At 73.1% G+C, this 20,803-nt stretch carries 9 protein-coding genes; 4 read left to right on the forward strand and 5 right to left on the reverse strand.

Features of this window, described 5'->3' with window-relative positions:
* Positions 1-70 precede the first annotated feature (70 nt).
* Positions 71-763, forward strand: a complete 693-nt coding sequence (locus AMK21_RS22875; RefSeq protein ID WP_073880858.1) for a response regulator — start codon at positions 71-73, stop codon at positions 761-763.
* An 89-nt stretch (positions 764-852) separates the two neighbouring features.
* On the opposite strand, the gene AMK21_RS22880 is transcribed toward AMK21_RS22875, so the two are convergent.
* Positions 853-2,610, reverse strand: coding sequence for a GAF domain-containing sensor histidine kinase (locus tag AMK21_RS22880; RefSeq protein WP_073880860.1), 1,758 nt, complete (start codon positions 2,608-2,610; stop codon positions 853-855).
* 238 nt (positions 2,611-2,848) lie between these two features.
* Here AMK21_RS22880 and AMK21_RS22885 point away from each other — a divergent pair, with 238 nt between their 5' ends.
* Positions 2,849-3,838, forward strand: a complete 990-nt coding sequence (locus AMK21_RS22885; protein ID WP_073880862.1) for an Acg family FMN-binding oxidoreductase — start codon at positions 2,849-2,851, stop codon at positions 3,836-3,838.
* A 73-nt stretch (positions 3,839-3,911) separates the two neighbouring features.
* Here AMK21_RS22885 and AMK21_RS22890 read toward each other — a convergent pair whose 3' ends face one another.
* Positions 3,912-4,820 (reverse strand): universal stress protein, encoded by a 909-nt coding sequence (locus AMK21_RS22890; RefSeq protein WP_073880864.1) that lies wholly within the window; start codon positions 4,818-4,820, stop codon positions 3,912-3,914.
* 234 nt (positions 4,821-5,054) lie between these two features.
* Here AMK21_RS22890 and AMK21_RS22895 point away from each other — a divergent pair, with 234 nt between their 5' ends.
* Entirely contained in the window at positions 5,055-5,927 is an 873-nt protein-coding gene (locus AMK21_RS22895; protein ID WP_073880866.1) for a universal stress protein, read from the forward strand.
* A gap of 74 nt (positions 5,928-6,001) precedes the next feature.
* Here AMK21_RS22895 and AMK21_RS22900 read toward each other — a convergent pair whose 3' ends face one another.
* Entirely contained in the window at positions 6,002-6,679 is a 678-nt protein-coding gene (locus tag AMK21_RS22900) for a helix-turn-helix domain-containing protein (protein ID WP_073880868.1), read from the reverse strand.
* Positions 6,680-6,974: 295 nt separating this feature from the next.
* Here AMK21_RS22900 and AMK21_RS22905 point away from each other — a divergent pair, with 295 nt between their 5' ends.
* Complete coding sequence (locus tag AMK21_RS22905) at positions 6,975-8,102, forward strand: alpha/beta hydrolase-fold protein (RefSeq protein ID WP_073880870.1); 1,128 nt, start codon at positions 6,975-6,977, stop codon at positions 8,100-8,102.
* 37 nt (positions 8,103-8,139) lie between these two features.
* On the opposite strand, the gene AMK21_RS22910 is transcribed toward AMK21_RS22905, so the two are convergent.
* Positions 8,140-9,840, reverse strand: coding sequence for an ABC transporter ATP-binding protein (locus AMK21_RS22910; protein ID WP_073880872.1), 1,701 nt, complete (start codon positions 9,838-9,840; stop codon positions 8,140-8,142).
* Positions 9,840-20,771 (reverse strand): non-ribosomal peptide synthetase, encoded by a 10,932-nt coding sequence (locus AMK21_RS22915; RefSeq protein WP_073880874.1) that lies wholly within the window; start codon positions 20,769-20,771, stop codon positions 9,840-9,842. The genes AMK21_RS22910 and AMK21_RS22915 overlap by 1 nt, the downstream gene beginning before the upstream one ends.
* Positions 20,772-20,803: the final 32 nt, after the last annotated feature.

Below are 20,803 nucleotides of genomic sequence, written 5' to 3' on the forward strand. Positions count from 1 at the left end.
CTCGACGAGGCCCTGAAGGAAAGCCCTGGACGAAAGCCGCGAGAGCCGACCGACCACCGGGGGGCCGCACATGTCCGGCACACCGAACGCCGCAGCCGGAGCCCCGATCCGGGTCTTCCTGCTGGACGACCACGAAGTGGTACGCCGGGGGCTGCACGACCTGCTGGGGGCCGAGCCGGGTCTGGAGGTCGTCGGGGAGGCGTCGACGGCCGCCCAGGCGCTGGCCCGTGGCCCCGCGCTCCGGCCCGATGTCGCGGTCCTCGACGTCCGGTTGCCCGACGGGGACGGCATCACGGTCTGCCGGGAGCTGCGCTCGCGGATGCCGGGGCTGGCCTGTCTGATGCTGACGTCCTTCGACGACGAGGACGCACTGCTGGACGCGATCATGGCCGGGGCGGCCGGGTACGTACTCAAGCAGATCAACGGGTCGGACCTGGTGTCGGCCGTACGGACCGTGGCGACGGGCCAGTCGATGCTGGACCCGGCGACCACGGCCCGGCTCATGCGCACCCTGCGCGCCCCCGAGCCTTCCGGTCCCGTGGAGGACGAGCGGCTCTCGGTCCTGTCCGAGCGGGAGCGGTCCGTGCTCGACCTCATCGGCGAGGGGCTGACCAACCGGCAGATCGCCGGGCGTCTCTACCTCTCCGAGAAGACCGTGAAGAACCACATCTCCCGGCTGCTCGGGAAGCTCGGGGTGGAGCGGCGGGTCCAGGCGGCCGTCATCGCGACGGAGGTACGGGAGCACGGGCAGCAGGAGGGGTGAGAGGGCCGCCGGGCCGGGGCGGCGGGAGGATCGTCCGGCCCGGGCGGCGGGAGGGGTCGCGGTCACCTGGGCGGCGGGAGGGGTCGCGGTCACCCGGGCGTCCGGTACACCCCTCCCCCGCGTCCCGTGGGCAGCGGGACCCGCCATTCCAGTACGGTGCCGCCTCGCGGGGCCGGGCCCCGCCCGACGGACAGGGTGCCGCCCAGCCGCTCGGCCCGTTCGGTCAGGTTCCCCAGGCCGCTGCCGCGCGCACCCTCCGGGAGTCCGGTGCCGTCGTCGGTCGCGGTCACCGTCAGCACACCGTCCCCGGCGGCGACGGACACCTCCGCCCCCTTCGCCCCCGCGTGCCGGGCGATGTTGCTGAGGGCCTCCACGATCACCGCGATCACCTGGTCCGCCGTGTCCTGGGGCACGTCCGTATCGATCAGGCCCTCCATCCGCAGAGCGGGAGCGAAACCGAGTGTGGGTGCGGCGGTGTCCACCGCCTGGACGACCCGGGTCCTGAGCTTGGGGGCGTCCCCGGTCGGCCCGTGCTCGCGTAGCCCGAAGATGGTGGACCGGATGATCTTGATGGTGGTGTCGAGGTCGTCGATCGCACGGCCGAGCCGCTCGGCCGCTCCCGCGTGCTCGACGAAGGGGCGGGCGCTCTGCAGGGTCATCCCGGTGGCGAACAGCCGCTGGATCGCGAGGTCGTGCAGATCCCGGGCGATCCGGTCACGGTCCTCCAGGAGGCTCACCTGCTCGGCGGCGCGGCGGCGCTCGGCCAGTTCGAGCGCCAGCGCGGCCTGCCCCGCGAAGCCCGGCAGCGAGGCGATCTCCGGGCCGGCGAACGGCGGGCCGCCCCGGAGCCGGGCGAGGATCAGCACCCCGCTCAGTTTCTCCTTGGTCCCCACGACGACAGCCACCGCGGGACCGAATCCCTCCCAGCACGACGGCCGTACGGTGATCCGGGGGTCGCTCCGCACATCGGGAACGGTGATGAGCGCGTCGGCGGCGAGCGTGGCCCCGGCGAGGGTGCCACGGGTGGTCGGCAGCACCAGGCCGCGGTGGGCCCCGGCCCTCTCCCCGTGGGCGAGCGAACCGCTCAGTTCGCCGTCCGCCTCCACGAGGTGGAAGACGCCCAGGTCGGCACCGGCGATGTCCACGGCCCGGGCCAGCATTCCCTCCAGGACCTCCGGCTCCGCCGAGCCGGAGAGCAGCGCGCTGGTGAAGTCGGAGCCCGCGGCGAGCCACCGCTCCCGCAGCCGCCCCTCCTCGTAGAGGCGGGCGTTCTCGATGGCGATGCCCGCCGCGACCGCCAGGGTGGAGACGACGGCCTCGTCCTCCGCGTCGAAGTCGGCTCCGCCGCGCTTCTCGGTGAGATAGAGGTTGCCGAACACCTCCTCGCGGACCCTGATGGGCACGCCGAGGAACGAGTGCATCGGCGGATGGTGGGGCGGGAAGCCGTACGAGGTCGGGTGGGCCGCGAGCTCGGCCGGCCGCAGGGGCTCCGGGTGCCGGATCAGCTCGCCGAGGAGGCCGTGGCCGGAGGGGAGGCCTCCGATCTGTTCCCGTACCTCGTCCCTGATGCCGATGGGGAGGAACTCGGCGAGCTTCTGGTCGTCGCCGATCACACCCAGCGCCCCGTACTCGGCGTCGACCAGCACGACCGCCGCCTCGATGATCCCCCGGAGCACCTGGGGCAGAGCGAGCTCCCGGCCCACGGGCATGACGGCCTCCGGCAGGCCGTGGAGCCGGTCGCGGGTTCCCCGGGCCTCGTCGATACGGCCCTGGAGCTCATCGAGCACCTCGTCGAATCTCAGGCGCGGGAGCCTGGCCCGTTGGGTCTCGCGGCCATCCCCGCCCATGGATACCTCCGACGGCGTCGAGGTAGCGGACTGCTCACGTCCGCGTCCTCCCAACGTAGCCGCCGCACCGCGCCGCCTCATGTCGAGCCGCGCGTGCTGGTCGTGATCGTCCTGCTCGTCGTGATCGGGAGAGGCGGAAAGGGGCCCCGTTCGGACCGTGGGCAGGGCCGTTCGGCCCCTGCTGCGCCGGGCGTGCCCGGCGGGAAGCTGGAGCCGAGGGAGCACCGGAGAGGAAGCCATGCCCACCACCGACCATCTCGTCGAGACCGTGACCTCGCTGGTCGAGGACGCCGTCACCGCACCGTCCATGCACAACGCCCAGCCCTGGAGGTTCGTCCATCGCGCGGGCACCCGGGTCCTCGCCCTGTACGGAGACCCGTCGCGCTCGCTGCCGGCCGGTGACCCGGACGGGCGTGGGCTGCACCTGGGATGCGGGGCCGCACTGTTCAATCTGCGGGTGTCCGCCGCCCATCAGGGGTGGGACGCCGCCGCCGAACTGCTTCCCGACCCCCGCGATCCCTGGCACCTGGCCGATGTCGTGCTCCAGGAGCCCGACCCGGCGGAACCGGGACCGGCGGACCTGTACCCCGCCGTACGGCAGCGGCACACCAGCCGTTTCCCCTTCTCCGACGAGCGGATCCCGGGGGAGATACTCGACGGGGTCCGCGGTGCCGCCCTCCTGGAGGGGTGCCGGCTGATCGTGCCGGGGTCCTGGCACTCGGACGCCGTCCTGGACCTGGTGCGCGACGCCGCTCTCTTCGAGTCGGCCGACGCCGCGCTGCGCGAGGAGATCGCCTCCTGGACCCATACTGGCAAGACCGGGGAGGGGCCCGCCACCGAGGGCATACCGTCGTACGCCCTCGGCCCCCGGCAGTACGGGGTGAGCGCCCCCGCCCGGGACTTCGACGCACCGCGCGACCTGCCCGGCCGGGCCGTCGCCGCCTTCGAGGCGCAGCCGCAGATCGCGCTTCTGGGCACGATGGACGACACCCCGGCCGACTGGCTGCGGGCGGGGCAGGCCATGGAGCGGGTACTCCTGCAGGCCACCCTCGACGGGCTGTCGACCTCGCTGATGTCGCAGCCCCTCGAATGGCCCGAGCTCCGCGCGCTGACCCGCGAGCCCGGCTCGCTGACCGGCTTCGTCCACATGGTGTTCCGGTTCGGCTACGGCCCGCGGGGAGTGGCCACGCCGCGACGGCCGGTCGGTGAGGTCCTGAGCGTGGAGTGAGAGGGCGCGTGGCGCACCGGTGTGGGGCCTCTCCGCGGAGAGGCCCCACACCGGTGCGCCGCTTCGTTGCCGTTCAGCCGCTGTCGTCGTCCGTGGTCGCATAACCGGGCGGAACGATCTGGACAGGGCAGTGGCCGTGGTGCAGCAGCGCGTGGGCCACTCGGCCCAGCGCGGAACCGCCCCCGATCACCCGGTGCCTGGCGCCCATGACCAGCAGGTCGGTGATGGCCGTGGCCTCGACGAGAATGCCGGGAACACTGGTCCCGGTCTCGACGTCGTGGGTGACGGTCAGGCCGGGATAGCTCTTGCGTATCCGGTCGGCCACGGCGGCCGTCTCGTGCACCTTCTCCTCGGTGACCTCCCCGATGCTGTCGAGCATGGTGGTGAACCGGCCGACGTAGGCCAGCGCATTGCTGACGCTCAGCAGCCGCAGCGAGGCGTTGCGGACGTGCGCCTCGGCCGCGGCGATCAGAAGCCAGTCGAGGTCGGACGTGCCGTGCACGGCCGCCGTGACCACCCCGGTCGCCGCCCGGTCGGGCTCGCCCCGTACGACGATCACCGGCACCTCGGTGCGCGCTGCCACGCCCAGTCCGACGGAGCCGAGCGTCAGTGAGGCGAACCCGCCGAGCCCCCTGCTGCCCACCACGATCGTGCCCCGGTCGCCGGCCGCCGCGTGCAGTGCGGCCACAGCGTCGCCGCGGCTGAGCTCCTTCGTCACGATCAGGTCCGGGTACTTCTCCTGTACGGCGTCGGCGGTCTCGGCCGGCACGTCGCTCGCCGCGTCCCACAGGGCCTGGAGGGTCTCGGCCGAGGTGAGGACGGAACGCCCGTCGATGTCGGCGGCGTGGACGATGGTGAGCGGCTGCCCTCGGAGATCCGCCTCAGCGGCGGCCCAGAGGGCGGCGGCCCGTGCCAACGGAGACGCGTCGACTCCGACGACAACGGCGCCGAGTTCCGCGGGGTCGGGAAGGTCGCTGGTCATGGCTCCTCCTCGGAGGTGGCCCGGGGCTCGGGGTGGCCGGTGGGCTCAGGGGGCCTGAGGGCTCGGGGTGGCCCGGGGCCACCCCTCCACGGTCGCACCGGAGCGCCGCCGCCGCGCATGGGCCCTTCGGCCCCGATCCGGCCCTCTCGGCCCCTCGCCCGGCGGGTGCCGCCGCGAGGAGGCTGGACGCAGGGTTCCGCACCCGGAGCCCCGCGTACCGAGGAGGCCCTGGCCATGACCCCTCATGTCACCGTCGGAATGGACGAGTCCCCCGAGAGCCTGGCGGCCGCGCTGTGGGCCGCGGAGGAGGCCTCCCTGCTCGACGTCCCGCTGCACCTCATGCACGTGGAGGAGTGGCCGGTCACCGCGGAGGTGCCGGTGCTCTCCGCCGAATCACTGGTCGAGCGGTACGAGACTTTGCTGCGCGCCACCGCCGAACGGGTCAGGAGCGAGCGGCCCGGCCTCGATGTGACCACCCAGATGGCCCGCGGCCGTGCTCCCGCCGAGCTGACCGCCGCCGCGAACGAGGCCGAGGTGACCGTGCTGGGGTCGCGCGGGCTCGGCGGTGTAGTCGGCTTCCTGATCGGCTCGGTGTCGCTCGCCGTCGTCGGCCGGGCGCGACGGCCGGTGGTGCTCGTACGGTCGGGTTCGCCCTCGTCGGGCACGGGCTCCGGAGACACCGGCTCAGGCATCGTCCTGGGCGTCGACATCGAACAACCGTGCGACCCACTGCTCGCCTTCGCCTTCGGTGAGGCCGCGCGCAGGGACGAGGAGCTGCGGATCGTCCACAGCTGGTCCCCGTCCCCGGCGTACGGGTACACGGCCATCCTGGACCCGGGTGTCGGCAGCGGTCTCGGCCGGAAGGCCGCCGAGGGGCTGGCCGGGATGGTGCGGCCCTGGCGGTCCAAGTTCCCGGCCGTCCGGGTGACGGAGCAGGCGGTGGTCGGGCCCGCGGCGGCCGCGCTCGTGGAGGCGTCCCGGAGCGCCGGTCTGCTGGTGGTGGGGCGGCGCAGCCGTCGCTCCCCGGTGGGCCCGCACCTCGGCCATGTCGCGCACGCCGCGATCCACCACAGCCCGGCCCCGGTCGCCGTCGTCCCCTTCGAGTGACCCGCAGCAGGCGCCCGTCAGGCCTCCCGCCCCCGCAGTTCCCCCCTCGCCGTTCTGCCTGGGTGTCACCGGGTTCAGCCGGCGTCCCCCGGGGCGTCGTCCACGACGATCCTGCGCCCGGTGATCCGGCGGGGCACGAGGACCATGACGTGCTCACGCCCCTCTCCCGCCCAGGGGGTCGAGTACGCCGTCTCCCTGAGCCGGCGCGCCTCGTCCTCGTCCTCCACGACGCGGACGGTGCCCACGAGCAGCACGCTCCAGCCCTTGCTGAAGGCGTCGTCGATGTGGTCGGCCTCGAACGCGATCTCCGTCCCGGCCGCTCCGGCGAGCGGAGAACTGTCCCCCGTGCTGAACATGACCTCGCCGTCGAGCACCTGGTAGTTCACCGGCAGGACGACCGGCCCGTCGCCGTCGTTCAGCGCCACCCGCCCCACACCGTGGTCGCCGAGCAGGGCCCGGCATTCGGTCTCGTCGAGTTCGGCCATCCGGGCCCCCCGGGCCCCCCGGCCGAGCCCGCCCGGCAGGTCCACGGTCCCGCCGGTCAGCTCCTGGACCGTCGTCTCCAGGGCGTCGGCGAGCCGGAGCAGGAAGCCGATGCCGGGGGTCGCGGACTGCTCCTCCACGTACTGGATGTAGCCGGGTGCGGCACCCGCCCTCAGGGCCACGTCCTGCCGGGACAGATCGAGCTGGAGGCGACGGGCCGCGACGCGCCGGCCGATGTCACCTCTCGCCGTATGCGGTGGTCGGTCCATCGTGAGGCCCTTCTACTCGTCGGGGCGGGGCTCCGCACGCCCACGCTAGCGAGAGCCCGTGCGGCTCGCAGCGCGGAGCCGGGGCGTACGCCTCCTCGGGTCGGCGGGAGTTCGCGGTGCGGAGCATCGCCGGAGTGGCGCATCTGTGGAGGGGAGCGCCCCTGGACGGGGGCACCTCTGGAGCGGAGAGGATCTCCGGGTTAGGCTCGCCCAGAGCGAACCCCCTCCCTTCTCCCCAGGAGACGTTCATGCGCCCGCTCATCCGGCTCCCGGCCCACGGTCTCCCCGGTCGGCCATGACCGCCCCCGGACCCGGCCCCGCGGCCGAAGCAGCTGAGGCGGCCGACGCGGAGAGCCCCTTCGCGGCGTTCGGGCTTCCCGGCAAGCCCGGCACCGACACGTTCTGGGCCGCGGCGCGGACGCCCCGGTCGGTCCCCGCCGACGACGGCTGGCTGACGCTGTTCCTGTGGCGGGGGTCTCCCGCCGACCTCGACTTCGAGAGCTGGTCGGGGCCCCTCCCCCTGCGGCGGTGGGCCGCCACGGACTGCTGGTACGCCGAGGTCCCCATGCCCGCGCGGCTGCGGGTGACCTACCGGTTCCTCGTGGACGGCGAGGCCCGCGCCGACCACCTCAACCCGGCCCGGGCGGGCGGTGACCGCTCCATAGCCGCGACCCCGGACGCCCCGCCCCAGCCGCACTGGCCCGCCCTCGGCCCCGACGACATCCTGCCCCTCCCCGACACCCGGCTGCGCTGGAGCAGCGCGCGGCTCGGCGGGCGGCGGACGGTACGCGTCCACCCGGTCGCGGGCGGCGGGCCGGTGGTGCTGCTGCTCGACGGGGACGACTGGCTGCACCTCCACCCGGCGATGACCGCGTTCGCCTCTGCCGTGGCCGCCGGTGAGCTGGAACCCGTCACGCTGGTCTTCCTTCCGGCCAAGGACCGGGAGGCCGAGTTCGCCTGCCGCCCCGAGCTGTGGGAGGCGGTCCGGGACGAGCTGCTGCCCTTGGTGGCCGGATCCGGTGTACGGGGCGACCTGGAACGGCTGGTGGTCGCCGGGCAGAGCCTGGGCGGGCTGAGCGCGCTGTACGCGGCGCTGGAGTTCCCGGATCTCGTCTCCCGTATCGCCTGCCAGTCGGGGTCGTTCTGGTGGGCGCCCGGCGCCGAGGGGTCGGCGGACCCGCTGGGAGGTCCCGTCGGCGGGACCATCGCCGAACGACTGCGCCGGGGGCCCGACCTGTCCTCGCTGCGCTGCGCGTTCGACGTAGGGGAGCACGAGACACGGATGCTGCCCCACTGCGAGCTGGCCGAGTCGCTCACCGAGCGGGCCGGGGCGACCGTGCGGGTCTCGCGGTCCGCCTCGGACCACGACCGGGCGGGCTGGCGGCAGGCCCTCCTCCGGGATGTCGCCTGGGCGCTGGGCTGAGCGGCCGGCGGGGGCGACGACCGCCCCCGCCGGCCGCTCACCGGGCCACGGCCAGGCAGTACTCCTCGTCGCCCGCGAGCAGGTTGCGGTGGGTGTCCTCGGCGGTGATGACGCCCTCGTCCAGGACGAGCACCCGGTCCGCCGCGTCCAGGAGCGCCGGGCTGCTGGTGATCACGAGCGTGGTGCGGCCCCGCCGCAGCTTCGCGATGTTGCGGGCGATGAGCTGCTCGGTGACCGCGTCGACGGCGGTCGTCGGGTTGTGCAGGACCAGTACGTCGCTGTCGGCGGCCAGCGCACGGGCCAGGGAGAGCCGCTGGCGCTGCCCGCCGGAGAGGTTCGCCCCCCGGTCGCGGACCGCGTAGTCGAGCCCGTCGCGGTGGAGGGCGACGACATCGGTCAGCATGGACGCCTCGACGGCCTCGGGGAGCGTACGGCTGCCTCCGGACGGGTCGATGTTCGTCCGGAGGGTGCCGCCGAAGATCTCCGCGTCGTACGGGTTGACCAGCATGTGCTCGCGGACGGCCTCGACCGACAGGTCCGCGAGCTCCTGCCCGCCGAGCCGGACCACTCCCTCGTACGCGGGTGGCGCGGCGTTCACGGCGAGCACCGCGACGAGGTCGGCCGCCGCCCGCGGCTGGTAGGGGGCGATCGCCACGAACTCCCCTGCGGCCACGGTGAACTTCAGCCCTCGCAGGGTGCCGTGGCGGACGCCGTCGACCTCCAGGTCACCGCCCGGGGCCGGTCGTTCAGGACCCGGAACCGTCACCGGCGGAGCGGAGAGCACCAGCGCCATGCGCTCGGCGGAGGCGCGTGCGATCATCACGTACTTGGGCATCTCCGAGAACATCTTCAGCGGTTCCATGATGAACTGCGCGAGGCCCACGGCCATGACCAGTTCACCGATGGAGATCCGACCGCCGAACGCCAGCCAGCCCGCCGTCAACGAGACGGCGGCGGCGAGGACCGCGTTGAGGGCCAGCGCGGTGCCCGCGTACGCGCCGTTCACCCGGGCGACGGTGATCGCCTGCCGCTTGGCGTCGGTGCTGACGCTGCGGTAGGAGCCGAACGCCGCGTGGTTGCCGCCGAAGCCGTGGAGCGGGCGCAGGCCGATGATGAGGTCGGCGACCTTGGCCCCGGCCCGCGCCACCTTGGCCTGCTGCTCCTGGGTGCTGGAGCCGATCCGCCTGGACATCACCGCGAGGACCGACAGGATGCCGACGGTCCCCACGATCACCAGCAGGCCGAGCCTTAGGTCGGCCAGGCTCAGCGCGACCGCGGCGACGACCACCGCGACCAGGGAGCTGACCAGCAGCGGCACCACCTCGATGATGTCCGCGGTCTGGTCGGCGTCCTCGGTGGCGATGGTGAGGATCTCGCCGGACTTCAGGCCGTCCACGTCCCTGGCCACCGGCTGGAGCCCGCAGGCGGCCACCTGGACCCGCCAGCGGTGCGCCTCGGTCGTGTTGGCCTTCTGGAGCACCCGCATGCCGAACCGCCACGACAGCGAGACCGTCGCGATGATCACGGCGAGCGAGCCGATCGACACCCCGAGCGCGCCGAGGCTGCGGTCCTGCATCGTGTGTTCCACGATCAGCCCGAGCGCGATGGGGAACGCGGTCTCCGCCGCCTGGTACAGGCCCATGAGGACGGTGCCAGCGATCATGGCGCCGATGTTCCGGTGCAGAGCGGTCCGCAGAATGGCGGCCCCCGGGCGGGGCCGCTGCGTGTCAGTTCTCATCAGGCGTGTCGGTTCTCATCAAGGTGGCGGGCGATCGCTTCCGGGGTTCGCAGGGTGAACAGATCACGGATCGTGATCACTGGACCGTACTCGCGGCGGAGCAGCCCGATCAGCCGCACCGCCAGCATGGAGTGCCCTCCGAGGGACACGAAGTCGCTCACCGCGCTCACCTCGTCGTCGTCAAGGTCCAGTGCCTCGGCGAAGAACTCGCAGACCACGGTCTCGGTCTCGGTGTCCGGTCCGCGCTCCCCCGCCGTGGTCAGCGCACCGAGCGGCCGTGCCTCGGGCAGCGCCTTGGTGTCAGCCTTCCCGTTCACGGTCAGCGGGATGCTGTCAACCTGGGCGAAGTGGGTCGGGCGCAGGAAGTCCGGCAGTCCCGCGCTGACTTCACCGGCCACTTCCGCCAACTCGGCTCCCTCCAGGACCAGATAGGCGGCCAGTCGGTAGGCCCCGTCGACCTGCGGGTCGGGCTGGGCGACCGCGGCGACGAACCGCACCGCCGGGTGGGCGGCGAACACGGCTTCCACCTCGCCCAGTTCGACCCGGTGGCCGCGGATCTTGACCTGCTGGTCGGTACGGCCCAGGAAGACGATGTTGCCGTCCGGCCGACGGACCACCAGGTCCCCCGTTCGGTACATCCGCTCGCCGGGTGCGCCGAACGGGCAGGCGACGAAGCGGTGCGCGGTCTGGGCGCTCTGGCCCAGGTAGCCGCGGGCGATACCGACGCCCGCCACGTACAGCTCGCCGGGGGCCCCGTCGGGCAGCGGCCGCAGCCAGGGGTCGAGGACGTACACCTCGGTGTTGTCGATCGCCACGCCCACCACCGGGTCCTGGCACTCGAAGGTGCCGATGCCGAGGGTGTTGATGGTGTACTCGGTGGGCCCGTACAGGTTGTAGCCGACCGTCCCCTCGGTCTCGGCGAGCCGCTGCCAGAGCGTCGGCGTGACGGCCTCACCGCCCAACAGCACGAGCGGCGGCCGCTGTCGCGGGTTGTCCAGCAGTCCTTCGGCGATGAGCTGCTGAGCGTAGGTCGGGGTCACATTGATGACGTCGATCGCGTGCTCCCCGCAGTATTCGACGAGCCGAGGTGCGTCGCGGCGCAACTCCTCGTCACAGATGTGGACTTCATGGCCGTCGGCCAGCCAGAGCAGTTCCTCCCACGACATGTCGAACGCGAACGACACGGTGTGCGCGATGCGGAAGGTGCGGTGGCCGTGCTCGGCGAGGACCGGCTCGAAGATCCGGCGCTGATGGTTGATCAGCATGTTGGTGAGCCCGGCGTACTCGGTCACCACGCCCTTGGGCCTGCCGGTCGATCCGGAGGTGTAGATCGTGTACGCGGGGTGCCTCAGCCGGTCCGGATCGCCGGGGGCGAAGGTCACGTACGGCTCGGCGGCCGGCAGCGGTCGGTCCAGCTCGATCAACTCGCCGGTCAGCCGGGGTGACACGCTGCTCACGGTGAGGATCACCTCGGGCCGCGCGTCCTCGACGATGGCCGCGATCCGCTCGTCCGGGTGGTCCAGCTCCAGCGGAACGTACGCGGCACCGACCCGCAGTACGGCGAACAGCGCCGCGATCCAGTCGGGCGAGCGCGGGATCGCCAGGGCCACGGTCGTCTCCGGGCCGATACCGCGCCGGGCGAGCACGCCCGCCACGGCCCGGCTGCGGTCGCGGAGTTGGGCGAAGGTCATGGTCGCGCCGTCGGCGACGAGTGCGAGTCGCTCAGGATGGCGGTCGGCCGCGAGGTCGAAGCGGTCGACGACGGTGTCCGTACCGATGTCCGTACGCTCGGCGGGCTCGGGGTCCGGTCCCAGTCCCCGCAGAGCACCCATCCGCCCCGTGGTCGAGTGCGCCACGTCCTCCAGCACCCGCAGGTAGTCGTCCAGCAGCCGGCGGGCGGACTCGGGGTCGCCGTGGCGGTGTTCCAGCTTGACGGTGAGCCGGTCGCCGGGCGTGACGACCCAGGTGTACGGGTAGTGCGTGGAGTCGTCCGCCCGGACGGAGGTTATGCCGTGGCGGGCGTTCATCGCGGCGAAGGCGTCCAGGTCCAGGAAGTTCTGGAGCACGAAGAGGTTGTCGAACAGGGTGTCGTGCCCGCTGGCCCGCTGGATCTCGCCGAGCCCGAGGTGTTCGTGGTCCATCGCCGCCACCCGGGCCGCCTGCACGCCGGACAGGTACGCGCCGACCGTCTCTTCGGGCCGGGCCCGGGTCCACATCGGCACGGTGTTCAGCAGTACGCCGACGACGTCGCCGTGACCCTCACCCTCCCGGCCCGAGACGGTGACGCCGAACACGGCGTCGCCGCGCCCGGTACGGGCCCCGAGCAGGAGACCGAAGGCGCCGGTCAGCACCGAGTTCAGCGTGACGCCGTGGACGCGGCCGGCCTCCCGCAGCAGATCCGTCAGCTCGGCCGAAAGCGTGTGCACGAGCGGCTGCGGCAGCCCCTCGCCGAGGGCCGGTGCCGGTCCGGCGAGCAGCGTCGGCCCGGACAGACCGGCCAGGTGGTCCGCCCAGAAGCGTTCGGATACGGCGGGGTCCTTGGCGGCGAGCGCCCGGGCGTATTCCTCGAAGCCCGGCACGGCCGGGGCCGCGTCCCACGGCTCGCCGGCGACGACGGCCTCGTACGCGTCGAACAGGTCGCGCAGCACGATCTCGCGGGACCACCCGTCCCAGAGCAGCAGGTGGTAGCTGAGCAGCAGCCCGTCACGGCCGTCGGGCATCCGCACGACGGTCATCCGGATGAGCGGCGGCTCCCCCGGGTCGAAGCCGAGATCGCGGTCGCGGGTGCACAGGTCGTCCACCTCGGCGTCCGTGGTCAGCTCCACCGTGCGGACGTCGATCCGGCGGCCCGCATTGAGGAGCTGGACCGGGTTGCCGTAGCCGTCGGTGGTGAAGCCCGCGCCGACGACCGGGTGGCGGCCGATGACGCACGCCATCGCCTCGGCCAGGGCGTCGGGGTCGAGGCGCCGATCGAAGGTGAAGTAGCTCTGCGCGACATAGTGTCCGGCCGCGCCCGCCATCTGGGCCTGGAAGAAGAGGCCGCGCTGCAGGGGGGTGACCGGTGCCGTGCGCTCGGCGGTGGCGGAGGCGTTCCCGATCTGCGCCAGGGCGGTGAGCCAGTGGTCGGTGAGCGCGTCGGGTATGCCCGCCGCGAGAGTGAAGGCGGCGTGCAGGCTGCCGGTGGCGTCGTCGGTCCAGGCGTTGACCTCGACGGCGTACGGGCTGTTCTGCTCGCCGCCGGTGATGTGGAGGGCCTGCGACTCGCCGCCCCGGCCGAGGTAGTTGAAGAGGACCTGGGGGCGGGCGGTGAGGAGGGGGGCCGCCTGCGGGTTGAGGTATCGGAGCCGCCCGTACGCGACGTGCCCCTCCTCGTCCGGCTGGCGGTCGGCGATCTCGCGGGCCGCCGCCACCGGGTCGGTGTGCGGGGTGAGCCGTACGGGGGCGATGGAGGTGAACCAGCCGACGGTACGGGTGTAGTCGTGGTGCTCCTGCGCCGGGACCCGGCCGTGACGCTCCAGGTCGATCGCCAGGTCGGTGGGTGTGGGCTGGATCTGGGTCAGCGCGGTGCGCAGGGCGCCGCAGAGCAGCTCGGTGAGGCCGGTGCCGAGGGCGGCGGGGGCGGTGCGCGTCACGAGGTCGCTGACGTCCGGTGCGAGGACGACAGTGGTCTCGCGCAGGTCGGTGGGTGTCCGCACCAAGGGCGGGGCCTGGAGCGTGGTGATCCAGTGTCCGAGGCCGTCGGCCGACTCGGCAGACCGTACGGCGAGGGCTGCGGCGTACTCGGCGTAGGGCGTGGTCGGCGGCGGGAGGGCGGATCCGCTCAGGGCGGTGGTCAGGTCGTCCAGGAGGATCAGCCAGGACACCGCGTCGACGGCGAGGTGGTGCACGGTGACGACCAGGGTGCGGCTGGCCGCCAGCCAGGAGAACGCGATGACGTCTCCGGCCTCGGGGGCGAGCCGCCCGGCCGCCTCGTTCGCCACGGCCGTCGCGTCGGCGGTGTCCGGGGTGGCGACCGTGGCGTCGCGGGCGGGTTCCATGCGCAGGGTCCATACGCCGTGCTCGACGTGCAGCCGCAGCCGGAGGGCCGGGTGGGCCGCCATGACGGCGTTCGCGGCCCGCCGGACGTCGGCGAGGCCGGTGCCCTCGGCCACCACCACCGCCCTGGCCTGGGCGAACCGGGTCAGCGAGCCGCCCAGCTCCCGTTGCCGCAGGATGATCGGCGTGAGCGGCAGCGGGCCGTCCTCGCGCCGGGTGGGCGGTGCAGGCGCGGCCTGGGGGGTGCGCGTGGCCAGGTGGCCGGCGAGGGCGCGCGGGGTCTTGAGGAGGAAGACGTCCCGGGGCGCGATCGGCAGGCCGAGTGCGCGGGCCCGGTTGATCAGGGTGATGGCGACGATGCTGTCGCCCCCGGCGCCGAAGAAGTCGGTGTCCGCGTCCACGGCGGCGCCGGGCAGCGTCTCGGCGAAGATGCCGGTGAGGGCGGCGAGGGAGTCGGACCCGCTCGTGGCCTGCTGCTGGTGCTGCGGCCCGGCCTGCTGGTGTTGCGCGCCCTCCTCCTGGGCGGCGCGCTCGGTGAGGGCCTTGCGGTCCAGCTTGCCGTTGACCGTCAGCGGCAGCGCGTCGATCGGCAGCACCCGGCCCGGCACCATGTGGACGGGCAGCTTGGCGGAGAGCAGGGCGATCAGGTCGGCGGGCGCCTCGCCCACGATGTGCGCGAGGAGGTGGTCGCCGCTGTCCGCCACAGTCACGGCGACATCGACGACGCCGTCCAACTCCCTTATCGCTCCCTCGACTTCGCGGGGCTCGACCCGGAACCCCTTCAGCTGCACCTGGTCGTCGGCGCGGCCCGCGAACTCCAGCTCCCCGTCGAGCGTCCGGCGGGCGAGGTCCCCCGTGTGGTAGATCCGGGAGCCGTCGCCGGCGAACGGGTTCGCCACGAAGCGGCTCGCGGTGAGCCCGGGGCGCCCCAGGTAGCCGAGGGACACCTGATCACCCGCGACGTAGATGGCGCCTACCCGGCCCGGCGGTACCGGCCGGAGCCGGTCGTCGAGCAGATAGGCGGCCAGACCGGGGAGCGGGCCACCTATCGGGCTGATATCGGTGGAGCGGGCGAAGTCCTCATCCCTCAGCACCCGGTGGGTGACATGGACGGTGGTCTCGGTGATGCCGTACATGTTGACCAGCTCGGGCGCACCGGTGCCGTGCCGCTCGACCCAGCCGCGCAGCCGCCCGAGGTCCAGCGCCTCGCCGCCGAAGATGACGCGGCGCAGCGCCGGGACCGGTTCGCCGGCGTGCAGGTCGGCCTCGATGAACCGGTGGAAGGCGGAGGGGGTCTGGTTGAGCACGGTCACCCCGCGCTCGCGGACCAGCCGGTGGAAGTCGACGGGCGAGCGGGTCAACGCGTAGTCCGGGAGCAGTAGTTCACCGCCGTGTGCGAGGGCGCCCCACAGCTCCCAGACGGCGAAGTCGAAGGAGAAGGAGTGGAACTGGACCCAGACGTCGTGCGGCCCGAAGCCCATGTCCGGCCGGGTGCCGGCGAGCAGGGTCACCACCGCTGAGTGCGGGACGACGACTCCCTTGGGCCGGCCGGTCGAGCCGGAGGTGTAGATGACGTATGCCGGGTCCTGCGGGCTCACCACGGGTGCGGCCGTGTCGGCGGCAGGCGGGTTCTCCTCCCCCTGGACGAGCACCCGGGCCTTGACGCCCGCCCTCTCCAGCAGCCGGGTGAAGCGGTCGCGCTGGTCCTGGTCCACGAGGACCACCTGCGGGGCGGCGTCGGCGAGGATGTACTCCAGCCGTTCGTCCGGGTAGGCGAGGTCCAGCGGTACGTACGCGCCTCCGGCGGTGACGACGGCGACCAGGGCGACGATCTGCTCCAGGGAGCGCGGGACGGCGACGGCGACCCGCTGCCCGGGGCGTACTCCGGCCGCGCGCAGGACGGCGGCCGACGCGTCCTTGGCCGTGGCCAGTTCGCCGTAGGTCAGGGACCGGTCGGAGCCGTCCAGGGCGCACTGGGTCACGGCGGTCGCTGCCGGGTCGCGGTGCGCGGCGGCGTCGAACAGCCCTCCCAGGGTCGTCGGCACGACCCGCTCCGGGACGCGGTCCGCTGCGCGGGCCAGCTCGTCGACCAGGGCGTCCGGGCGGCTCAGCAGCTCGGCGAGGGTCCGGGTGAACCTGTGCAGGATCGCCTCGGCGCTCTCGCGGCGCAGCAGTTCCCCGTCGTGGATCAGGTTGAAGCGGGGGCGGCCGTCGCGAGCGCGCTCGACGACCAGCGTCAACGGGTAGTGCGGGGCACCCTCGTTGGCGATGGCGGTGATGGTGAGGGTGTCGTCCGGGCCGCGCAGGACGTCCACGTCGGTGGCGACGTCGAAGACCACCAGGGTGTCGAAGAGCGAGCCCGCGCCGGCCTGCCGGCCGATCCTGGCCAACGACACGTGCTGGTGTGCCAGCACCGTGCTCTGGTGCTCCTTCACCGCCGTGAGCAGGTCGTACGCGGTGTCGGTTGCGGCCCAACGGGCTCGTACGGGAATGGTGTTGATGAACAGGCCCACCATGTCACGGATGCCGGGGACCTCGGCGTCGCGTCCGGAGACGGTGGAGCCGAAGACGACGTCCCGGCCGTGCAGGATGCCTCCCAGTGTCACCGCCCACGCGCTGTGCACGGCCACGCTCACGGATACGCCCGCCGACCGTGCGGCGACGTCGATGTCGTCGGCGGGCTCGGCCGCGACGTCGGCGAACCGCCCGGAGGGGGTGTGCCCTTCGGCGACCAGGGAGGGGCCGGGCAGCTCCGCGAGCTCGTCGCGCCACACCCGGTCGCTCGCGTCCTGGTCCTGTCCGGCCAGCCATCCGACGTAGTCGCGGTAGCCGCCGAGCGGGTACACGGAGCCCGGTGCGTGGTACTCGGCCAGCAGGGAGCGGAGCATCGGCGGGACGGACCAGCCGTCGGCGATGATGTGGTGCACGGTCTGCACCAGGACGGTGCGGCCGGCTCCGGCGCGGATGAGGGTGTAGCGCATCAGGGGGCCGGTGGCGAGGTCGAACCCCGCGCGGCGGTCCTGTTCGGCGAGGTCGCGGATGTCGTCGTCGGTGATGCCGGGGTGGTCCAGTGTGGTGAAGGGCGCGCGGGTGCCGCTCTCGACGACGGAGACGACCCGGCCGTCGGCGAGGGCCGTGAAGCGGGCGGCCAGATTGGGGTAGAGCGTGAGCAGCCGGGTGGCGGCCGCCGCGAGCCGGGCGGCGTCCACCTCGCCCTCCAGCGTGAGCAGTTGCTGCTCCACATAGCTGCCCGTGGCGTCGTCGTCGAAGACCGAGTGGAAGTAGAGGCCCTCCTGCAACGGCGTCAGCGGCAGGATGTCACGCAGCTCCGGGCCGTCCAGGTCGTCGACGTCGGCCTGGGTGAGCGGCACCAGCGGGAAGTCGCTGGGGGTGTGGCCGCCCTCCTCCAGCGCGGCGAGGGCCGACAGGGCCGAGCCGAAGTACGCGCCGAGGGTGGCGATGTCCTCGTCGGTGAACACGCCCTCGGGCCAGGAAAGGGTGGTGACCAGCTCGTACGCCCCGTCGGTGCCCGGCTCGGCGATCGCGTTGAACTCCAGGGCACGCGGCAGGCGCATCCTGGGGTCGCGCCTCTCGCCCAACTGCCCCGTGGTGCCCGCGAGCTGCCAGTGTCCGGCGGCGCCGGCGTCGAAGCGGCCCAGGTAGTTGAAGAGCACCTGGGGTGCGGGTGCGGTGAGTTCGGTGTCGGTGAGGTAGCGCAGGGCGCCGTAGGAGAGGCCGTTGCCCGGTACCCGGGCGAGGTCCTCCTTGACCGCCTTGAGGGCGGCGGCGAGGTAGGCGGGGCCGGTGAGGTCGGAGGCTGCGCCGGGGTCCACGGTCACCGGGAACAGGGTGGTGAACCAGCCGACCGTACGCGACAGTTCGGGTTCGAACCCGGCCGCGTCCGCCACGAATCGCCCCTCGCGGCCGTGCCCTTCCAGCTCGATGTGGGCGAAGGTCTGGTCCTGCCCCCGGTCGCGGCGCCACCGGGCGAGGGCGACGGCCAGGGCGGTGAGCAGGACGTCGTTGACGCCCGCGTGGAACTTGGCGGGGATCTCCCCGAGCAGTGCGGCCGTCTCCTCGGGGCCGACGGAGAAGGTCCGGGTCCGCTCCCGGGCCACGGTGTCGGCCTCGGTGAGCGCACGCCTGCCGATCGGTGCGTCCTCTCCGGGCAGGGCGCGCTGGAAGTACGCACGGTCCGCGTCGAAGGGCGCGCGCCCGAGGAGCTGGGTCCAGCGCCTGAACGACGTACCGACGGGCGGGAGTTCGACGGGTGCGCCGGCGGCGTGTTGCCGCCAGGCCGTGGCCAGGTCGTCCATGAGGACCCGCCAGGACACGCCGTCGATCACCACATGGTGGGCGACCAGGACGAGTTGGTGTGCCGCGCGGCGCCAGACGGCACGCAGCATCACCCCGTCGTCCGGGTCGAGCCCTTCGGTGGCGCGTTCGACGCACTCCTCCAGCGGCCCGTCGCTCTCCTGCCACCCCACGACGGCCTGCCCGGCCCGCGGGATGTCGAAGCTCCAGCGCTCGCCGCGCACCAGCCGGGCGCGGAGCATGTCGTGGCGGTCGAGCAGGGCGGCGAGGACGGTGTCGAGCGCATCGGGGGTCAGCTCCGGCGGGGTGTTCAGGACGACCGACTGGACGAAGCCGTCGATGGTGTCGGTGGTCTCCCCGAGCCACTGCACGATGGGCGATCCGACGACGGAGCCGGTCGGGGTGTCGGCACGGTCGACGGTGGAGACGTCGTCGCGGCTCGCCACCGCCGCCAGTGCCCCGACGGTGCTGTTGGTGAAGATCTGGCGTGCCGTCACATGGAGGCCGACGTCCCGCAGCGCGCTGAGCAGGGAGATCGCCAGGATGCTGTCGCCACCGAGCTGGAAGAAGTCCTGGTCGACGCCGACGTCGTCCACCCGCAGCACGGCCGCGACCGTCGCGCAGACCAGGCGCTCGTTCTCGGTGGCGGGTGCCACGAGGCCGCCGGTGGGCCGGGAGGGTTCCGGCAGGGCTGCGCGGTCGATCTTGCCGTTCGCGGTGAGCGGGAACTCCGTCAGGACGACGAGGTGGGCCGGGACCATGTACTCGACCATGTGGGCGGTGGCCCAGGCCGTGACCTCGTCGGCCGTGAGCTCCTCACCGCGGGTGGAGGGGATGACATAGCCCACGAGGTAGCTGCCGCCCGCGCTGTTCTTCCGGGCGACGACGCAGGTGTGCCGTACGCGGGGGTGCTCGGCGAGAGAGGCCTCGACGTCCTCGATCTCCAGCCGCATCCCCCGGATCTTGATCTGGTTGTCGGCGCGGCCGAGGAAGTCCAGCGACCCGTCCGGGTCGTACCGGGCCAGGTCACCGGTCCGGTACAGCCGGGAGCCGTCGGAGGCGAAGGGGTTGGCGACGAACCGGGAGGCGGTGAGGCCGGGTGCCCCGACGTATCCGCGTCCCAGGAGGAGTCCGCCCACGTACAGCTCGCCGCCGACGCCGAACGGGACCGGGCGAAGTTCGTCGTCCAGCACGTAGAGCTGGGTGTTGGGGTTGGCCCTGCCGATCGAGGTCGACAGGCGCTCGGCCTCGCCCCGGTAGATGACGTGGGAGACGCCGATGGTCGTCTCGGCGGGGCCGTAGCCGTGGTACATGGGGATGTCGAGCCGGGTACGGAACCGCTCGTACAGCTCCGGGGTCAGCACCTCGCCGCCGCACCAGACATGGCGCAGGCTGTCGAGGCGGCCGGAGCCGGCCTCGATCTCCAGGAGTACGTCCAGCATGGAGGAGACCAGGTAGGTGAAGGTGACGCGCTGCTCGGCGATCACGCTGAGCAGGTGGTGCGGGTCGCGTTCGCCGCCGGGCCGCAGGACCACCAGCCGGCCGCCGGAGACCAGCGGCAGGAAGATCTCGTTGATGGAGATGTCGAACGAGAGCGGCGCCTTGAACAGCGACGCGTCGTCGTGGCCGAACCGCAGGATCTCCTCCCGCTGCCACAGCAGGCGCTCGCTGATCGCCTCGTGGCGGATCATGGCGCCCTTGGGCCGGCCGGTCGAACCGGAGGTGAAGATGACGTACGCCAGGGAGGTGGCGTGGACGGCCACCTCGGGCGCCTCGGCCGGACAGGAACCGAACCCCCAGTCGCCGAGGTCGACGGCGACGGCGTCCGGCTCGGCGGCGTCGGACCCGCCCGAGCTGTCGAGCTGGAGCACGACCCGCGCGTCCTCGATGACGACGGCCCGGCGGGCGACGGGCCACTGCGGATCGAGCGGGACGAACGCGCACCCGGCCTGGAGTACGGCGAGGAGGCCGATGACCATGTCGGCGGAGCGGCCGAGCGAGATCCCGATGACCTGTTCGGCCCCGAGGCCGCGTTCGATCAGGTGGTGGGCCAGCTGGGCCGACCGCTCGGCCGCCTCACGGTACGTCAGGGTCCGGTGCTCGTCGACGATCGCGACGGCGTCCGGCCTGGCGCGGGCCTGCTCGCGGAACAGCTCCATGACGGTCGGGCGGACGCGGTCGGCCCGGTTGTCGTTCCACCGGGCCAGGGTCTCGATCCGTGCAGCGATGCTGGAGGGGCCGATGGTGCCGACGGGCCGGTCCGGGAAGCCGGCCAGGTCGTCCAGGGCGAGCTGTGCTTCGTCCGGCCGGACGCCGTCGGGGAGCGTGATGGTCAGGCCGTCCGCTCCGACCTCCCACCCCGGGCTTCCACCACCGCCGTTGTCGACCCAGCCGAGGACATCGGCGAACGAAGTGGCGGGGGTGAGGTCGATGCCGTCGGGGCCGCCCCCTGTCGCCCAGTACGCCAGCCCGATGGCCAATGCCTCGGCGATGGTCCGGTCGCCGTAATCGCCGACGCGTCGGCGCACATCGGTGAAGTGGGTGGGAGAGAGCAGTACATGAGGAGCGGTCGGTTCCGTCATCGAGGACTCAGCACCCTTCCAAGGGGATCAAG

Origin of the sequence: Streptomyces sp. CB00316 (genome assembly GCF_001905595.1) — a bacterium.
In the GTDB taxonomy this organism is placed as follows: Bacteria; Actinomycetota; Actinomycetes; order Streptomycetales; family Streptomycetaceae; genus Streptomyces.

What these genes read in the sequence shown, in the direction of transcription:
- AMK21_RS22875 (WP_073880858.1), top strand. Translation starts at nt 71, where the DNA reads ATGTCCGGCACACCGAACGCCGCAGCCGGAGCCCCGATCCGGGTCTTC.
- AMK21_RS22880 (WP_073880860.1), bottom strand. Translation starts at nt 2,610, where the DNA reads ATGGGCGGGGATGGCCGCGAGACCCAACGGGCCAGGCTCCCGCGCCTG.
- AMK21_RS22885 (WP_073880862.1), top strand. Translation starts at nt 2,849, where the DNA reads ATGCCCACCACCGACCATCTCGTCGAGACCGTGACCTCGCTGGTCGAG.
- AMK21_RS22890 (WP_073880864.1), bottom strand. Translation starts at nt 4,820, where the DNA reads ATGACCAGCGACCTTCCCGACCCCGCGGAACTCGGCGCCGTTGTCGTC.
- AMK21_RS22895 (WP_073880866.1), top strand. Translation starts at nt 5,055, where the DNA reads ATGACCCCTCATGTCACCGTCGGAATGGACGAGTCCCCCGAGAGCCTG.
- AMK21_RS22900 (WP_073880868.1), bottom strand. Translation starts at nt 6,679, where the DNA reads ATGGACCGACCACCGCATACGGCGAGAGGTGACATCGGCCGGCGCGTC.
- AMK21_RS22905 (WP_073880870.1), top strand. Translation starts at nt 6,975, where the DNA reads ATGACCGCCCCCGGACCCGGCCCCGCGGCCGAAGCAGCTGAGGCGGCC.
- AMK21_RS22910 (WP_073880872.1), bottom strand. Translation starts at nt 9,840, where the DNA reads ATGAGAACTGACACGCAGCGGCCCCGCCCGGGGGCCGCCATTCTGCGG.
- AMK21_RS22915 (WP_073880874.1), bottom strand. Translation starts at nt 20,771, where the DNA reads ATGACGGAACCGACCGCTCCTCATGTACTGCTCTCTCCCACCCACTTC.